The organism is Nocardioides bruguierae, assembly GCF_023554635.1.
Taxonomy (GTDB): Bacteria; Actinomycetota; Actinomycetes; order Propionibacteriales; family Nocardioidaceae; genus Nocardioides; species Nocardioides bruguierae.
In genome coordinates this window covers 14,331-28,533 of the sequence record NZ_JAMJPH010000040.1, presented here as the reverse complement: position 1 = coordinate 28,533, position 14,203 = coordinate 14,331, and the positions used below count along the sequence as shown (strand labels likewise).

Here is a 14,203-nt window from a genome sequence, read left to right as displayed (position 1 = left end):
CGACACCGACATGGCCGCCGAGATGATGAACTTCACCCGCTCCCAGATCCTCTCCCAGGCCGGCACCTCCATGCTCGCCCAGGCCAACCAGGCCCCCAACAACGTCCTCAGCCTCCTGCGCTGACCCGACGTCTGATCCCACGGCCTGACCCAGCACCACCCGCCGGGGCGGGGCCACCAGCCCCGTCCCGGCCTCGGGCGCCGTCCCGGCACTCCCGTCCCCCTCCCGGCCCCCGGTCGACCCCGGCCGTCGGGAGGTGGGCGGAACTACCGGAGACACCTCCGCACCGGCACCGGACGCGACACCAGCGCCACCACCAGCGCCACCACCAGCAGCACCAGCACCGACTCCGGCGCCCGCGCCCAGTCACCACCCGGCAGGCCGGCGAGGACCCGGCCCCTCTCCTAGGAGGCCCCATGGCCACCAGCAGCATCAGCGGGCTCGCGAGCGGGCTCGACAGCGCCTCGATCATCGAGCAGTTCATGAAGCTGGAGGCGCTGCCGCAGACCCAGCTGAAGAACCGGATCACCAGCCAGCAGTCGGTGGTCACCAAGCTCCAGTCGCTGAACTCCAAGGCGGCGCTGCTGACCACGAAGGCCGAGGAGCTGGCCAAGCCGGCCGCCTGGACGGGCCTCACCGGCACCTCGTCGAACGAGAACATCGGCATCACCGCGTCCTCGAGCGCGAGCGCGATGTCCCTCGACGTCACCGTCACCTCCGTGGCGCGCACCCACCAGCTGGGCTTCGCCACGGCGGCCGCCAAGACCGACGTCGTCACCGGCGCCTCCACGCAGGTGACGCTCGACCGGTTCGACGGGTCACCGCTGACGGTCGAGACCGGCGACGGCACGCTCCAGGGGCTGGTCGACGCCCTCAACGACCCGGCCAACGCCACCGGCGTGCGGGCCACGCTCGTGTCCTCGTCCTCGGGCTACCGCCTGATGGTGGAGTCCACCGAGACCGGCGCCCAGTCCGACTTCGCCCTCACCGCCGCCGACGGCTCCGCCCTGCTCGGCGGCGCCGTCGTCCGCGCCGGCACCGACGCCGAGATCGACCTGGGGGCGGGCATCACCGCCACGTCCACCACCAACACCTTCACCGAGCTGGTGCCCGGTGTCGACCTCACCCTCAACGCCGCCGCCCGCGCCGGCGACGTGGCCACGGTGCTGGTCCAGCGCGACGTGCCGGCCCTCTCCGAGCAGATGAAGGGCCTCGTCGACGCGGTCAACAGCCTCGTCTCCGACATCGACTCCGGAACGGCCTACAACGCCACCACCAAGACCTCCGGCGCCCTCGCCGGGGACGCAGGGGTGCGGGCGTTCCGCCAGCAGCTGCTGAGCACCGTCTTCCCCGGCGACGGCACCAGCCTCGCCGACATGGGCATCCAGACCGACCGCTACGGCAAGCTCGTCTTCGACGAGGAGGCGTTCGCCGCCGCCTACGAGGCCGACCCCGAGGGCGTCTCCGCCCGCATCACCTCCGGCGGCAACGGCTTCGCCGAGCGCGTCCGGGTCGTGGCCGACGCGGCCAGCGACAAGTACACCGGTTCGCTGACCACCGCGATCGAGAGCCGCCAGTCGGGCATCAGCCGGCTCCAGGACGACGTGGACAACTGGGACACCCGGCTCGAGCTGCGCCGCACCACCCTCCAGAACCAGTTCAACGCGCTGGAGACCGCGCTGGCCCAGATGCAGAGCCAGTCCTCGTGGCTCTCCAGCCAGCTCGCGTCGCTGCCCTCATACAGCGCCTGACGCGGCCGATCAGGTACCTGACCGGTCGGTCCAGCAGAAGGGACACCCACGATGTACTCCAACCCCGGGTACTCCAACCCCGGCCCCCGCGCCGACGCCCGCGCCGCCTACCTGGGCAACTCGGTGGCGACCGCGAGCCCGGCACAGCTGCTCATCATGCTCTACGAGCGGCTCGTGCTCGACGTGCGTCGCGGCCTCGAGGCCCAGGAACAGCACCGGGTCGGCGAGGCGCACCAGCACCTCGTGCACGCCCAGGAGATCGTCCTCGAGCTGCGCTCCAGCCTCGACACCGACGCGTGGGAGGGCGGACCGGCGCTGGCCTCCATCTACGACTTCCTGCACCTCCAGCTGATCCGCGCCAACGTCAAGAAGGACGCGGAGCTCACCCGCGGCTGCCTCGCGCTGGTCGAGGACCTCTGCGCCACCTGGCGCCAGGCGGCCCTCGCCGCCGCGCAGGCCGCGTGAGGTCGTGACCGACCCCCGAGCCGCCCCCGGCCCCGTTCCCGGGCCCGACCCGGACCTCGACGTGATGGAGCTCCTCATGGCGTGGCAGGTCACCCTCGACCGGCTCGAGCTCGACGTGCTGCGCGTCGAGTCCGCCGTCGCACGGGGCCGGATGCCGGAGCTGGAGCCGTGGCGCCCCGAGCCGCACCTCGGCGCGCTGCCCGAGCCCCTGCGTCCCCGTGCCGAGCAGCTCCTGCACCGGCAGGCGCAGGCGAGCGCACGGCTCACCGACCGCCTCCACCAGGTGCACCGCGAGCACACGCTGGCCGACACGGTCAGCCGGCTCTCGGGCCGCGGCGTGGACCCCGTCTACGTCGACCGGGCCCTCTGAGGCCGGTCGCACGACCCCCGCAGGACCCCCGCACGACCCCCGCACGACCGGCACCACGACCCACCGGGGCCGGCCCCGCTGGACCGCTGGCCCGACCGGCTGATCCAGGTCCAGCACTTCCCTCAAGTACCCCCACGAGCCCGCCGATCCAACCGGCGGAGCCCGCATCCCTCTCCAGAACGGAGCCCGACGTGCACGCCCTGATCATCGACGACTCACGCACGATGCGCGCGATCATCGCCCGTATCGTCACCGAGCTCGGCTTCGAGACCACCGAGGCGGAGAACGGCCAGGAGGCCCTGGACGTCCTCGAGGGCGGTCTGGTGCCGGACATCTGCCTGATCGACTGGAACATGCCGCTGATGGACGGCTACACGTTCGTCACCCGGGTCCGCAACGAGCCCCGCTGGCGCAACGTGACGCTGATGATGGTCACCACCGAGAGCGAGCACAGCCAGATCGTGCGCGCGCTCGCCGCCGGCGCGCACGAGTACCTGATCAAGCCCTTCACCCCCGACTCGATCGTCGAGAAGCTCGAGCTCCTCGGCCTCGCCGCACAGGAGATCCCGGCATGACCGTCGTGGCCGAGCCCGCCCTGGGCGACCTGCACACCGTCGTGGAGGAGGTCTGGTCGACCTTCCTCGCGGACGGCAACCCGATCCTCCCCGCCGACGGTCCCAGCGAGGACCTGCACTGGACCGCCGCCATCACCGTCACCGGTGAGTGGGAGGCCCAGATCTCGGTGATCCTGTCCGAGGCCGCTGCGCGCGGCGTCGGCGCCACCATGCTGGCCATCGACGACGAGGCGTGCTCCCTCGCCGACGTCCGTGACGCCCTCGGCGAGCTCGTCAACATCGTCGGCGGCAACGTCAAGAGCCTGATGCCCGGCCCCTCCGTCCTGTCCCTGCCGCTGGTCGGCCACGGCGACATCACCCCCACCAGCGACCTGACCCCCGTGCGACGCCTCGACCTGGCGTGGCGCGGCGAGCCGGTCGTGGTGGTCGTCCACGTGCCGTCGCAGGGCAGCTCCTCCACCGCCACCGCCACCTGACCGGAGCCTCCCCATGAAGATCCTCGTCGTCGACGACAGCCGCGTGATGCGGCAGATCGTCATCCGCACCCTCCGCCAGTCGGGCCACGCCGGCCACGACATCGTCGAGGCCGAGAACGGCCGCATGGCCTTCGACATGATCACCGCCGAGGCGCCCGACCTCGTGCTCTCGGACTGGAACATGCCCGAGATGACCGGCATCGACCTGCTCGGCGCGCTGCGTGGCGCCGGCATCGGCGTCCCGTTCGGCTTCGTCACCTCCGAGGGCTCGCCGGCCATGCGCGAGCAGGCCGAGGCGGCCGGCGCGTCCTTCCTCGTCGCCAAGCCCTTCACCGCGGAGACCTTCGACGAGGTGCTGACGCCGCTCCTCGGTGCGGCTCGATGACCGCGACCGGTCTGGCGCTGCCCACGCACCTGCCCGAGCCCAAGCAGGTCAAGGACCTGTTCACCGACCTGCTCGACCGGGCGGTCGAGCTCAAGCCCGGCCCGCCGTTCGCGGTGAGCCCGAGCTACCCCGCGTCGGTGGCCTCCTTCGTCGACGACCGGCTGGTCGTGCGCGCGGTCGTCGCGCTCGACCTGCCGCTCTCGGCGCACCTGGGCTCGGCGCTCTCGCTCGTGCCGGCCAGCGGCGCGGAGGCCGCGATCGAGGACGGCGCGCTGCCGGACTCCACCGCGGAGGGCCTGCAGGAGGTCTTCAACGTGATGGCCTCGCTCTTCAACACCGAGGAGACCGCCCACGTGAAGCTCTACCAGGCGCACTGCTCGGGCCAGCCCCTCCCGCACGAGGCCCGCGCCCGCACGCAGATCCTCGGCCGACGCGAGGACTACCTGGTGGACGTCAGCGGCTACGGCTCCGGCCGGCTCGCCGTCGTCCTCTGCTGAGCGCAGCAGCCCGCACCACCCCGAGACTCCCCTCCCCCCCCGGAGGGGACGCACCACCGTGAGGCCCCCGGACACGCTCCGGGGGCCTCACGCGCTCCGGATCTCCGAGCGGCCAGGCTCAAGTTCCGGACAAGCCCGCCCACCGCCGCTCAGGCGCCCGGGGCCAGGGCCGATCAGACCCGCGAGCAAGGACGGCTCACACCCCCGCCGACGGACCGGCACCACGCGCCCAGCGCCAGCTGGAGCACACGACCCCTGGAGAAGGAGTCACCGTGTCCGTCCCCGCCTTCGCGATGGCGAGCCCCGTCTCGGCCGTCCTGGGCTACGCCCTCGACGGCCTGAGCAACCGGCAGAACACGATCGCCGACAACCTCGCCAACATCGACACCCCCGGGTTCCGGGCCACGTCGGTGGACTTCGAGAGCGTCCTGTCCGGCGCCATCTCCGGTGGTTCGACCGACTCCCTCGGCCTGCGCCTGCGTGGTGCCTCCCCCATCACCGCCGCCACCCAGACCCCGGTCGGGATCAACGGCAACAACGTCGACCTCCGCAAGGAGTCGCTCGACGCGATGCAGAGCCAGTTCACCTACCAGGTCGTGGCCCGCGCGGTCACCGACCGGTTCTCGCTGGTCTCGACCGTGGCGGCTGGTCAGTGATGGGTGCCTTCGACGCGCTGCGCATCGCCGGCTCCGGCCTGGGCATGCACCAGACCTGGCTCGACGCGCTCGGCCACAACATCGCCAACGTCAACGACATCACCTCGACCGACGAGGCCGCGTTCCAGGCGCAGCTGCTCACCGCCGGCGCCCGCGAGGACGGCGGCGTGCAGGTCACCGGCATCGCGCTGAGCTCCGCGGAGGGCCGCCTCGTCCACATGCCCGACCACCCGCTGGCCGACGCCGACGGGTACGTGCGCGCGCCCGACATGGACATGGAGTCCCAGATGAGCGAGCTGATCATGGCGCAGCGTGGCTTCCAGGCCTCCGCCCAGGTCACCAAGTACGCCCAGGACACCTACGGCACCGCCATCCAGATCGGGAAGTGAGCGGACCATGAGCGTCAGCGGCATCGAAGCGATCGGGGCGACCCAGTTCACCCCCTACCTCCCGCCCAGCGTCCCCACCGAGATGCTCGGCACGGTCACCGACCTGGGCCCGGGGTCCTCGGCCTCCTCCACCTCGGGCGCCGGCGGCATCGCCGCCCTCCTGGGCGAGATGGGCCTCTCCGGCGCAGCCCTCGCCCAGCCGGCCGGGCTCGGCAGCCTCGGCTCGGCCACGTCCGGCGCAGCCGGTGTCTCCGGCGTCTCGGGCGTCTCCGGCGCCGGCGCGGCGTCCGGCGACTTCGGCTCCATGGTCCTCGGCAGCATCGACTCCCTCGACGGCCTGCAGAAGACCACCGACCAGCTCGCCGTCCAGGCCGCCACCGGCGACCTGGAGAACCTGCACGACTACACGATCGCGGCCACGCAGGCCAGCGTCGCCACCCAGGTCACCGTCGCCGTCCGCAACAAGGCGGTCGAGGCGTTCACCGAGATCATGCGGATGCCGATCTGATGCGCGAGACGACGACGAAGTACTTCAACCGGTTCCGCGCGACCTTCGGCTCCTTCACCGCCGGCCAGAAGGCCGTCGTGGTGGTGGGCGGTGCCGCGGTGCTGCTGGCGGGCTTCCTGGTCTTCCAGTGGGCCTCGGCCCCGACCTACGCCCCGCTGTACTCCAACCTCTCCTCCGAGGACGCCGCGGCGGTCGTGGAGGAGCTGGACGCCTCCGGCACCGCGTACGAGCTGGCCGACGGCGGCACCACGATCATGGTCCCGCAGGACGCGGTCTACCCGACCCGCATCCGCCTCTCCGGCCAGGGCCTCCCGGCCGACACCGAGGCCGGCGGCTACTCGATCCTCGACGACCAGGGCATCTCCACCTCCGAGTTCCAGGAGCAGACCGACTTCAAGCGGGCCATGGAGGGCGAGCTCGACAACACGATCGAGGCGATCGACGGCGTCAACACCGCCGTCGTCCACCTGGCCATCCCGCAGAAGGACGTCTTCACCTCCGAGCAGGACCCGACGACCGCGTCCGTGCTCGTCGGCACCTCGCCGGGACGCACCCTGTCGGCCGAGCAGGTCCAGGCGATCGTGCACCTGGTCGCCTCCAGCGTCGACGGCCTCGAGCCGGACGACGTGATCGTCGCCGACGCCACCGGCAAGGTGCTCTCGGCCCCCGGCGGCTCGGCCGCCTCGGACGCCAGCGCCCGGACCCAGCAGGAGGCCGCCGTCCAGGAGGCCATGCACACCAAGCTCCAGGCGATGCTCGACCAGGTCGTCGGCCCCGGCAACGCGACCGTCCAGGTCACCGCCACCCTCGACTTCGACAAGCAGACCACCGAGACCCTCGACTACCAGCCCGACGAGGTCGTGCCGGCGCTCACGGAGTCCGCCCAGCAGGAGACCTACACCTCCGCGGACGGCACCGGCACCGCCACCAACGGCGTCGTGGGCACCGACGGGCAGACCGAGGTCGGCACGACCGGCGCCAACGGCGCCTCGGACTACAACAGCTCCTCCAGCTCGCGCACCAACGGCGTGGACACCGTCCGCTCCACGGTGGAGTCCACCCCCGGCGCGATCGAGACGCTGCACGTCGGCGTCGTCCTCGACTCCGCGACCACGCAGGCCATCGCCGCGGCCGACATCGAGAACCTCGTGACCAGCACCGTGGGCATCAACGCCCGCCGCGGCGACACCGTCTCGGTCGTCCAGATGCCCTTCGACCGCACCGCCGCCGACGCGGCCGCCGCCGAGCTGGCCGCCGCCGCCGACGCCGAGGCCGCCGCCGGCCGGCAGGACCTCTACCAGAAGGCCGCCCTGGGCGGCGCCGTCCTCCTGATGCTGCTGCTCGCCTGGTTCCAGGCCCGCCGCCGCGCGAAGAAGCGCGAGCAGCGGGCGACCATGATCGTCGAGCAGGTCACCGCCGAGCGCCAGGCGCTCGCGGCGGCCGCGCCGGCCGAGCTGGCCGCCGCGGAGCCCGAGGACAACGAGACCGACCTGATGCGCGAGGAGCTCGTGCAGATCATCGACCGCCAGCCCGACGAGGTCGCGGACCTCCTGCGCGGCTGGCTCGCGGAGAAGAGCGCCTGATGGCCACCACGTTGAAGGCCCCCGTCATCGGCGGCGTCCGCAAGGCCGCCGTCCTCCTGCTCCAGCTGCCCAAGGGCCAGGCCGCCGGCCTGCTCAGCAAGCTCGACGAGCACGAGGTCGAGGCGATCAGCGCCGAGATCGCGATGCTCGAGGCCGTGGGCCCCGAGGAGTCGATGGCCGTGGCCACCGAGTTCCGCGAGACCATGACGGCGCGCGAGCACATCTCCCGCGGCGGCTTCGGCTTCGCCCAGCAGATGCTCGAGGCCACCCTGGGCCCCGAGCGGGCCGCGGAGATCATCGCCCGCCTCCAGGCGGCCGCGGTGAAGATGCCGTTCCAGTTCCTGCACCAGGCCGACCCCGCGCAGCTGCGTTCCTTCATCGCCGACGAGCACCCCCAGGTGATCGCGCTGGTGCTGGCGCACATGACGCCGGACAAGGCCTCGCTGCTGCTCTCGGGCCTGCCCAGCGCCGTCCAGGCCGAGGTGGCCCACCGCATCGCGGTCATGGACCAGACCTCGCCCGACATCGTCCGCTCCGTGGAGTCCCAGCTCGAGCGCCGGCTCTCCTCGATGCTCCAGCCCCAGGACCTCTCCCGGGTTGGCGGCCTCGACCCGCTGGTCAGCATCATCAACTCCGCCGACCGTGCCACCGAGCGCGAGATCATCGCCGGCCTCGAGGGCATCGACCCCGAGCTCGCCGACCAGGTCAAGGCGCGGATGTTCATGTTCGAGGACATCACCTCCCTCGACGACCGCGCCGTGCAGCAGGTGCTGCGCCAGGTCGAGTCGGCCTCGCTGGCCCTCGCGCTCAAGGGCGTGGCCGACAAGGTGCGCGACAAGATCACCCGCAACCTGTCCTCCCGGGCCGCCGAGAACCTCGTCGAGGAGATCGACATGCTCGGCCCGGTCCGCCTGGCCCAGGTCGAGGAGGCCCAGCAGGCCGTCATCCGCACGATCCGCCAGCTCGAGGAGCGCGGCGAGATCATGATCCGTCGGGGCAACGACAATGACTTCGTCGACTGAGCCGGCCGGCTACCACCGCGTCCTGCGCGGTGCGGGTGCGGCCGGGGCGGACGCCCTGCGCACCCCCGAGCTCCGCTCGGGCGAGTGGACCCGCTTCACCGACGAGGCCGCCCTGGGCGACCGGGTCGCCGAGGACATCCTCGGCAGCCTCGCGGGCGACGTCCGCGAGGCCGCCCGCGCGCAGGGCTACGCCATCGGCTGGGGCGAGGGCCGCCGTGCCGCCGCCGCGGAGCACCAGCGCGTCGTCGCCGAGCTCGCCCGGGCGGCGGACGAGGCGGAGCAGCGTCGCGCGGCCGAGCACCGCTCCGCCGTCCTGGCCCTGGCCGCGGCGGCCCGCCGTCTCGACGAGGAGCTCGCCGCCCGGGTCGTCCAGGTCGAGGAGCAGTCCCTCGGCCTCGCCCACGAGCTCACCGCCCTGCTGGTCGGCCACGAGCTGGCGGTCGCCGAGGACCCCACCGGCGACCTGGTCCGCCGGGCCCTCACCCTCCAGCCCGTCGGCTCCCCCGTCACCCTGCGCCTGGCCCCCGGCCAGCTGGCCCCCGAGCACCGGGCGCTGCTGGCCGAGGCCGGCGTCGGCGTCACCGAGGACCACGTGCTCGCCCCCGGCGACGCCCTGGTCGAGTCGCCGCGCCAGGTGATCGACCTGCGCATCTCCACCGCCCTCGAGCGCATCCGTGAGGCCCTGTCGTGAGCCGCTTCAGCACCGAGGTCCTGGCCGGGCGCGCCGCCACCGCCGCGGCCGCCGTGCAGCTCAACGCCGTGCGCGCGACCGCCCTCGAGCGGGCCCGCGCCGCCGCCCTGGCCGCCGCCCGCCCCGACGAGCTCGGCCGCGTCGTCGAGCTGCTGGGCCTGCACCTGCGGGTCAGCGGCATCCGCGCCGCCGTCGGCGACCTGCTCGAGGTGCTCGGTGCGGTGCCGGTGCTGCTCGAGGTCGTCGGCTCCACCACCGAGGACCTCACCTGCCTGCCGCTGGGTCGCACCGCCGGCATCGAGGTCGGCGCCCACGTGCGCAACACCGGCGGCCCGCTGCGCATCCGCGTCGGCGAGGCGCTGCGCGGCCGCGTCCTGGACGGCCTGGGCAACCCGGTCGACGGCGGCGCCCCGCTCGCCTCCCTGCCCGGCCTGGAGCTGGTCGGCGTCGACGCCGACGCCCCCGACGCCTTCACCCGCCCCCGCATCGACACCCCGCTCGGTCTCGGCGTGCGTGCCCTGGACTCCCTCGTGCCCGCCGGCCGCGGCCAGCGCGTCGGCATCATGGCCGGCTCCGGCGTCGGCAAGTCGAGCCTGCTCTCGATGATCGCCCGCGGCACCGAGGCCGAGGTCTCCGTGATCGCCCTGATCGGCGAGCGCGGCCGCGAGGTCCGGGAGTTCCTCGAGAACGACCTCGGGCCCGAGGGTCTCGCCCGCTCCGTGGTCGTCGTCGCCACCTCCGACGCCCCCGCCGTCGAGCGCCTGCGCGCGGCCTTCACCGCCACCCGGATCGCCGAGTGGTTCCGGGACGCCGGCAAGGACGTCGTCCTGATGATGGACTCGCTCACCCGCGTCGCCATGGCCCAGCGCGAGATCGGCCTCTCGGCCGGCGAGCCGCCCGCCACCCGCGGCTACCCGCCCAGCGTCTTCGGCCTCCTGCCGAAGCTGCTCGAGCGCGCCGGCACCAACCCCCGCGGCTCCATCACCGGCCTCTACACCGTGCTGGTCGAGGGCGACGACATGCAGGACCCGATCGGTGACACCGCCCGCTCGATCCTCGACGGCCACGTCGTGCTCACCCGCCGCCTGGCCACCGCCGGCCACTTCCCGGCCGTCGACGTGCTGGAGTCGATCTCCCGCGTGAACAGCGCGGTGACCACGCCCGAGCAGCGTGGGGCCGCCACCCGCCTGCGCCGGATGATGGCCGCCCACCGCGACGTCAAGGAGCTCGTCGAGATCGGCGCCTACGTCGCGGGCACCGACCCCGACGCCGACGCCGCCCTGGCCCGCAAGGACCAGATCGAGTCCTTCCTGCGCCAGGACATGGACGACCAGACCTCGCTGCCCGAGACCTGGGCCCGCCTCGAGCGGCTCGTCGCCACCCCCGGCGCCCCGACGCCGGTCGGTGCAGGGCCGTCGGGTCGGCCGCCGGCCGCGCTCGGCGGCGGTCCGTCCGCGCCGGCGCCGTCCTTCGCCACCGCCGGTGCCGCCCCTTCCGTCCCGGCCGTCCCTGCCGCCCAGCCCCGCCCGAACGAGGTCCTCCGATGAGCCGTCCCACCGATCCCGGCCTGGCCGCCGTCGCCCGCGTCCGCGCGGTGCGCGAGCGCGACTCCCGCCTCGGCCTGGTGAAGGCGCTGGCAGAGGTCCGCGAGCGCGAGGCCGAGGTCGCCCGCCTGGAGCAGTCGCTGCAGGTCCACGGCCGCCAGCTGGACGGGGACATGGGCCGCTTCGTGGTGCTGTGCCAGTCCCTCGCCGTGCTCCGCGAGGCCGCCTCGGACGCCCGCCGGCGGGCCGAGTCCGCCGCCCTGGTGGCCACCGACGCCCAGTCCTACTGGACCTCCGACAAGGCGCGCCTCGGTGCGGTCGAGGGCCTGATGGAGCGGCGTGCGGACGAGCGCCGGGCCGAGGCCGTCCGCGCCGCCGACGCGGTGACCGACGAGGTCGCCTCCGTGGGCTGGCTGCGCCGCTCGCGCGCAGCCCACCACGCTCAGGACGGCGGCCGACCTGCCGATCAGGTGGGCGCATGAGCATCGACAACGTGACCGCGCGCATCGCGGTGATCCAGTCCCAGCTCGCGGCGATGGCCCCCGTCGGCCCCGCGAGCGCCGGTGGCGTGCTCGGCAACGCCGGCGCCGTCGAGGCCGCCGACTTCGCGCAGGCCCTCCAGCGGGCCACGTCCGCCGTCGCCACGTCGCAGTCCGGTGCCTCCGCCGGCACCGCGGGCGCCCGCGGCCCGGCGGCCACCACCGCGGCCGCCGCGTCCACGAACGGCGGCACCTCCGACCTCGCGGCGACCGTCATCGAGAAGGCGAAGTCCTACCTCGGCATGCCCTACGTGTGGGGCGGTGACTCCCCCTCCGACGGCGGCATGGACTGCTCGGGCCTCGTCCAGCACGTCTATGGCTCCGTCGGCATCGACCTCCCGCGCGTCTCGGCCGACCAGGCACGCTCCGGCACGGCCGTCGGCTCGATGGCCGAGGCCCGCCCCGGCGACCTCATCGCCTGGGACAACTCCAGCCGCAACAACGGCGCCGACCACATCGCGATCTACCTGGGCAACGGCAAGATGCTGCACGCGCCCTACACGGGCAGCGTGATCAAGATCGAGGACGTCTCCACCCCGCCGGACTACATCCGCCGGGTCCTGCCGGAGACCTCACCCGTCGCGCGCACCTCCGCCGCCGGCGCGGTGCCCGCTGCCGCCGCCTCCGCCGGCGGCCCGGTCGCCTTCGAGAGGCTCTTCGCCGTGGCCGAGCAGCGCTACGGCGTGGACGCCGGCCTCCTCTCCGCCATCGCGCGCGCCGAGAGCTCCTACGACCCGCGGGCCGTCAGCCCGGCCGGTGCGCAGGGGCTCATGCAGCTCATGCCGGCGACCGCGCGCAGCCTCGGGGTCACCGACTCCTTCGACCCGGCGCAGGCCGTGGACGGCGCGGCCCGCCTCATGCGCGAGCTGCTGGACCGCTTCGACGGCCGCACCGAGCTGGCCCTCGCCGGCTACAACGCCGGGCCGGGCGCGGTCCTCCGCTACGGCGGGGTGCCCCCGTACCCGGAGACGCAGGGCTACGTGCAGAAGATCATGTCCTGGATGGAGGCCGCCTGATGAGCCGCGCCACGATCGACCCGACCGCCGTCGCTCCCCTCCCCGTGCGCCCCGGCCGCGCCGACCTGACCGGTGCGGGGCCGGACGACGCCGGAGCCTTCGGTGAGGAGCTCTCCCGCGCCGTCGCCGAGGAGGGCTCGCCCTCCGGCACCGGCCGCACCACGGGCCGCGGCCCCCGCACGTCGGGCCGCGCCGCCGGCGAGCCCGCCGCTCGCGGCACCGACGCCTCGACCTCCTCGACGTCCGAGGGGCAGCCGGTGCTCGCGGCCGCCGTGGCCGCGTCCTCCGCCCCGGCGCCTGCCCCCGACCCGGCCGTCGCACCGATGCTGTCGGGCGGTCTGCCGCTCCCGGTCGGGGAGGGCGCCGCGCAGACCGGAGACCTCTCCATCACCGACCTGACCGTACGGACCGGTACGGACCTCTCGGCGGCGGCGGTCGCCGGCCCCTCTCCCCTCGGCAGCATCGTGACCAGCGGAGAGGCTGTCACCACCGGTCCGACCGGTGCGTACGGACAGACGCCCCTCGGCGCCGGCTCGGGGCCCGCCGTGGCGGTCCCCGGCACCGCCGACGCTGCCGTGGCCGGGCTCCGCTCGACCGGCTCGGACGCCCTCGCCGCCGGTCCGCTCACCACTGCTCCCGGAGCCGGTCCCGAGGTCGACGCCCTCCCGTCGGACTCCTCCCGGTCCGCCGGCCCGCTGGGCGGTACCCCCGGCAGCACCCCCACCGGTGACGCCGGTGCGGAGGCCGGTGCCGCCGGTGCCGCAGCGCTCCCGCGCCCGGTCGCCGGTCACCTGCTCGAGGACACCCGCCTCCCCCGCAACCCGCTCACCGCCCGCGTCGACGGCCGCGCCCGCCTCGCCACGCCCGGCAGCACCCTCACGTCGGGCACGCCGCTCGGCACCGTGCTCGGCACCCCGCTCGGCACCGTGCCCGGCGCGGACCCGGGTGACCGGACCGACCGGACCGACCGGACCGACCCGGGGCCCGAGGGGCTCGTCCGCGACCTGCCCGTCGTCGCAGCACCAGCGGCCGCCCCCGCCACGTCGGCCCCGGCCGCGGTCGGGCCCCAGGACGGCGGCGCCGCCGGCGTCCAGGCACCGGGTGCCGCGACGGCCACCGGCTCACCGGCGCCGGCCGCCCCGGCCGACGCCCCGCGTGCCACCCCCGCGGCCCAGCTCGCCCCCGAGGTCACCCGCCTCGCGCAGGCCGGACCCGGCACGCACCGGGTGGTCATGCGCCTGGCGCCGGAGCAGCTGGGCCAGGTCCGCGTGACGCTGACGCTGAGCGACGGCGAGGTCCACGTGCGCCTCGCCGCGGAGAACGCGCAGGCCAGAGCCGCCCTGCACGACGGCAGCAGCGAGCTGTTCCGTGCGCTGGAGCGTGCGCTGCCCACCCTGGCCGACGCCCGGGTGACCGTGCAGGACGCCGACGGCTCGACCTCCACCTCCTCCTCCTGGCAGCAGCGCCAGGACGGCCAGCAGGCGGGTCAGCAGGACGGTCGAAACGGTGCCTCCCAGGACCTCAACCAGCAGGGCGACCGGCCGATGACAGACGTGAGCGACCAGGGTCGCTCGCCCTCCGACCCGCGGCACGACGCCGCGGGCCACTCCGAGCCTGCAGGGACGCGGGCCGCCACGATCGCCAGGGACGGCGCCACCACCGGAGCGACCACCGCTCCGGCAGACCACCCGTCGTCCGGCCCGCTGCGGCTCGACGTGCGGGTCTGAGAAGGGAG

The 14,203-nt window shown here is 74.2% G+C and carries 18 protein-coding genes; all 18 read left to right on the top strand.

All coding sequences use genetic code 11. The annotated features are described in order from the left end of the window. Positions 1 to 10 precede the first annotated feature (10 nt). Positions 11 to 124: a flagellin gene (locus tag M8316_RS20175; RefSeq protein ID WP_272495624.1), complete on the top strand. Its 114-nt coding sequence runs from the start codon at positions 11 to 13 to the stop codon at positions 122 to 124. Between the two features lie 293 nt (positions 125 to 417). Beyond that, positions 418 to 1,752, top strand: a complete 1,335-nt coding sequence (gene fliD / locus M8316_RS20170; protein ID WP_250057765.1) for a flagellar filament capping protein FliD — start codon at positions 418 to 420, stop codon at positions 1,750 to 1,752. Positions 1,753 to 1,803: 51 nt separating this feature from the next. Then, the gene (gene fliS, locus M8316_RS20165; RefSeq protein WP_250057764.1) at positions 1,804 to 2,217 is read left to right on the top strand and encodes a flagellar export chaperone FliS; all 414 of its coding nucleotides are present in this window, start codon (positions 1,804 to 1,806) and stop codon (positions 2,215 to 2,217) included. Between the two features lie 4 nt (positions 2,218 to 2,221). Next, the gene (locus tag M8316_RS20160) at positions 2,222 to 2,587 is read left to right on the top strand and encodes a hypothetical protein (RefSeq protein WP_250057763.1); all 366 of its coding nucleotides are present in this window, start codon (positions 2,222 to 2,224) and stop codon (positions 2,585 to 2,587) included. Positions 2,588 to 2,778: 191 nt separating this feature from the next. Beyond that, positions 2,779 to 3,162 carry a response regulator gene (locus M8316_RS20155; protein WP_250057762.1) on the top strand — a complete coding sequence of 128 codons (384 nt, stop codon included), beginning with the start codon at positions 2,779 to 2,781 and terminating at the stop codon, positions 3,160 to 3,162. Then, positions 3,159 to 3,638: a chemotaxis protein CheX gene (locus tag M8316_RS20150; RefSeq protein ID WP_250057761.1), complete on the top strand. Its 480-nt coding sequence runs from the start codon at positions 3,159 to 3,161 to the stop codon at positions 3,636 to 3,638. The genes M8316_RS20155 and M8316_RS20150 overlap by 4 nt, the downstream gene beginning before the upstream one ends. Positions 3,639 to 3,651: 13 nt before the next feature. After that, positions 3,652 to 4,023 carry a response regulator gene (locus M8316_RS20145; protein ID WP_250057759.1) on the top strand — a complete coding sequence of 124 codons (372 nt, stop codon included), beginning with the start codon at positions 3,652 to 3,654 and terminating at the stop codon, positions 4,021 to 4,023. Further along, complete coding sequence (locus M8316_RS20140; RefSeq protein ID WP_250057758.1) at positions 4,020 to 4,520, top strand: hypothetical protein; 501 nt, start codon at positions 4,020 to 4,022, stop codon at positions 4,518 to 4,520. Before M8316_RS20145 ends, M8316_RS20140 begins: the two co-directional genes overlap by 4 nt. 272 nt (positions 4,521 to 4,792) lie before the next feature. Beyond that, positions 4,793 to 5,176, top strand: a complete 384-nt coding sequence (gene flgB / locus M8316_RS20135) for a flagellar basal body rod protein FlgB (protein WP_250057757.1) — start codon at positions 4,793 to 4,795, stop codon at positions 5,174 to 5,176. Further along, positions 5,176 to 5,565: a flagellar basal body rod protein FlgC gene (locus tag M8316_RS20130; RefSeq protein ID WP_250057755.1), complete on the top strand. Its 390-nt coding sequence runs from the start codon at positions 5,176 to 5,178 to the stop codon at positions 5,563 to 5,565. The genes flgB and M8316_RS20130 overlap by 1 nt, the downstream gene beginning before the upstream one ends. Before the next feature lie 7 nt (positions 5,566 to 5,572). Further along, a complete protein-coding gene (gene fliE, locus M8316_RS20125; protein ID WP_250057753.1) occupies positions 5,573 to 6,073 on the top strand; it encodes a flagellar hook-basal body complex protein FliE in 501 nt (166 codons plus the stop codon). Further along, positions 6,073 to 7,656, top strand: a complete 1,584-nt coding sequence (gene fliF, locus M8316_RS20120) for a flagellar basal-body MS-ring/collar protein FliF (RefSeq protein WP_250057752.1) — start codon at positions 6,073 to 6,075, stop codon at positions 7,654 to 7,656. Before fliE ends, fliF begins: the two co-directional genes overlap by 1 nt. Continuing rightward, entirely contained in the window at positions 7,656 to 8,678 is a 1,023-nt protein-coding gene (gene fliG / locus M8316_RS20115; protein WP_250057751.1) for a flagellar motor switch protein FliG, read from the top strand. The genes fliF and fliG overlap by 1 nt, the downstream gene beginning before the upstream one ends. Continuing rightward, the gene (locus tag M8316_RS20110; RefSeq protein WP_250057750.1) at positions 8,662 to 9,369 is read left to right on the top strand and encodes a FliH/SctL family protein; all 708 of its coding nucleotides are present in this window, start codon (positions 8,662 to 8,664) and stop codon (positions 9,367 to 9,369) included. The genes fliG and M8316_RS20110 overlap by 17 nt, the downstream gene beginning before the upstream one ends. Further along, positions 9,366 to 10,916 carry a FliI/YscN family ATPase gene (locus tag M8316_RS20105; protein ID WP_250057749.1) on the top strand — a complete coding sequence of 517 codons (1,551 nt, stop codon included), beginning with the start codon at positions 9,366 to 9,368 and terminating at the stop codon, positions 10,914 to 10,916. The genes M8316_RS20110 and M8316_RS20105 overlap by 4 nt, the downstream gene beginning before the upstream one ends. Then, the gene (locus M8316_RS20100; protein ID WP_250057748.1) at positions 10,913 to 11,395 is read left to right on the top strand and encodes a flagellar FliJ family protein; all 483 of its coding nucleotides are present in this window, start codon (positions 10,913 to 10,915) and stop codon (positions 11,393 to 11,395) included. Before M8316_RS20105 ends, M8316_RS20100 begins: the two co-directional genes overlap by 4 nt. Further along, the gene (locus M8316_RS20095; protein WP_250057747.1) at positions 11,392 to 12,468 is read left to right on the top strand and encodes a transglycosylase SLT domain-containing protein; all 1,077 of its coding nucleotides are present in this window, start codon (positions 11,392 to 11,394) and stop codon (positions 12,466 to 12,468) included. The genes M8316_RS20100 and M8316_RS20095 overlap by 4 nt, the downstream gene beginning before the upstream one ends. Then, positions 12,468 to 14,195 (top strand): flagellar hook-length control protein FliK, encoded by a 1,728-nt coding sequence (locus tag M8316_RS20910; RefSeq protein WP_272495618.1) that lies wholly within the window; start codon positions 12,468 to 12,470, stop codon positions 14,193 to 14,195. The genes M8316_RS20095 and M8316_RS20910 overlap by 1 nt, the downstream gene beginning before the upstream one ends. The last annotated feature ends 8 nt before the right edge of the window (positions 14,196 to 14,203 follow it).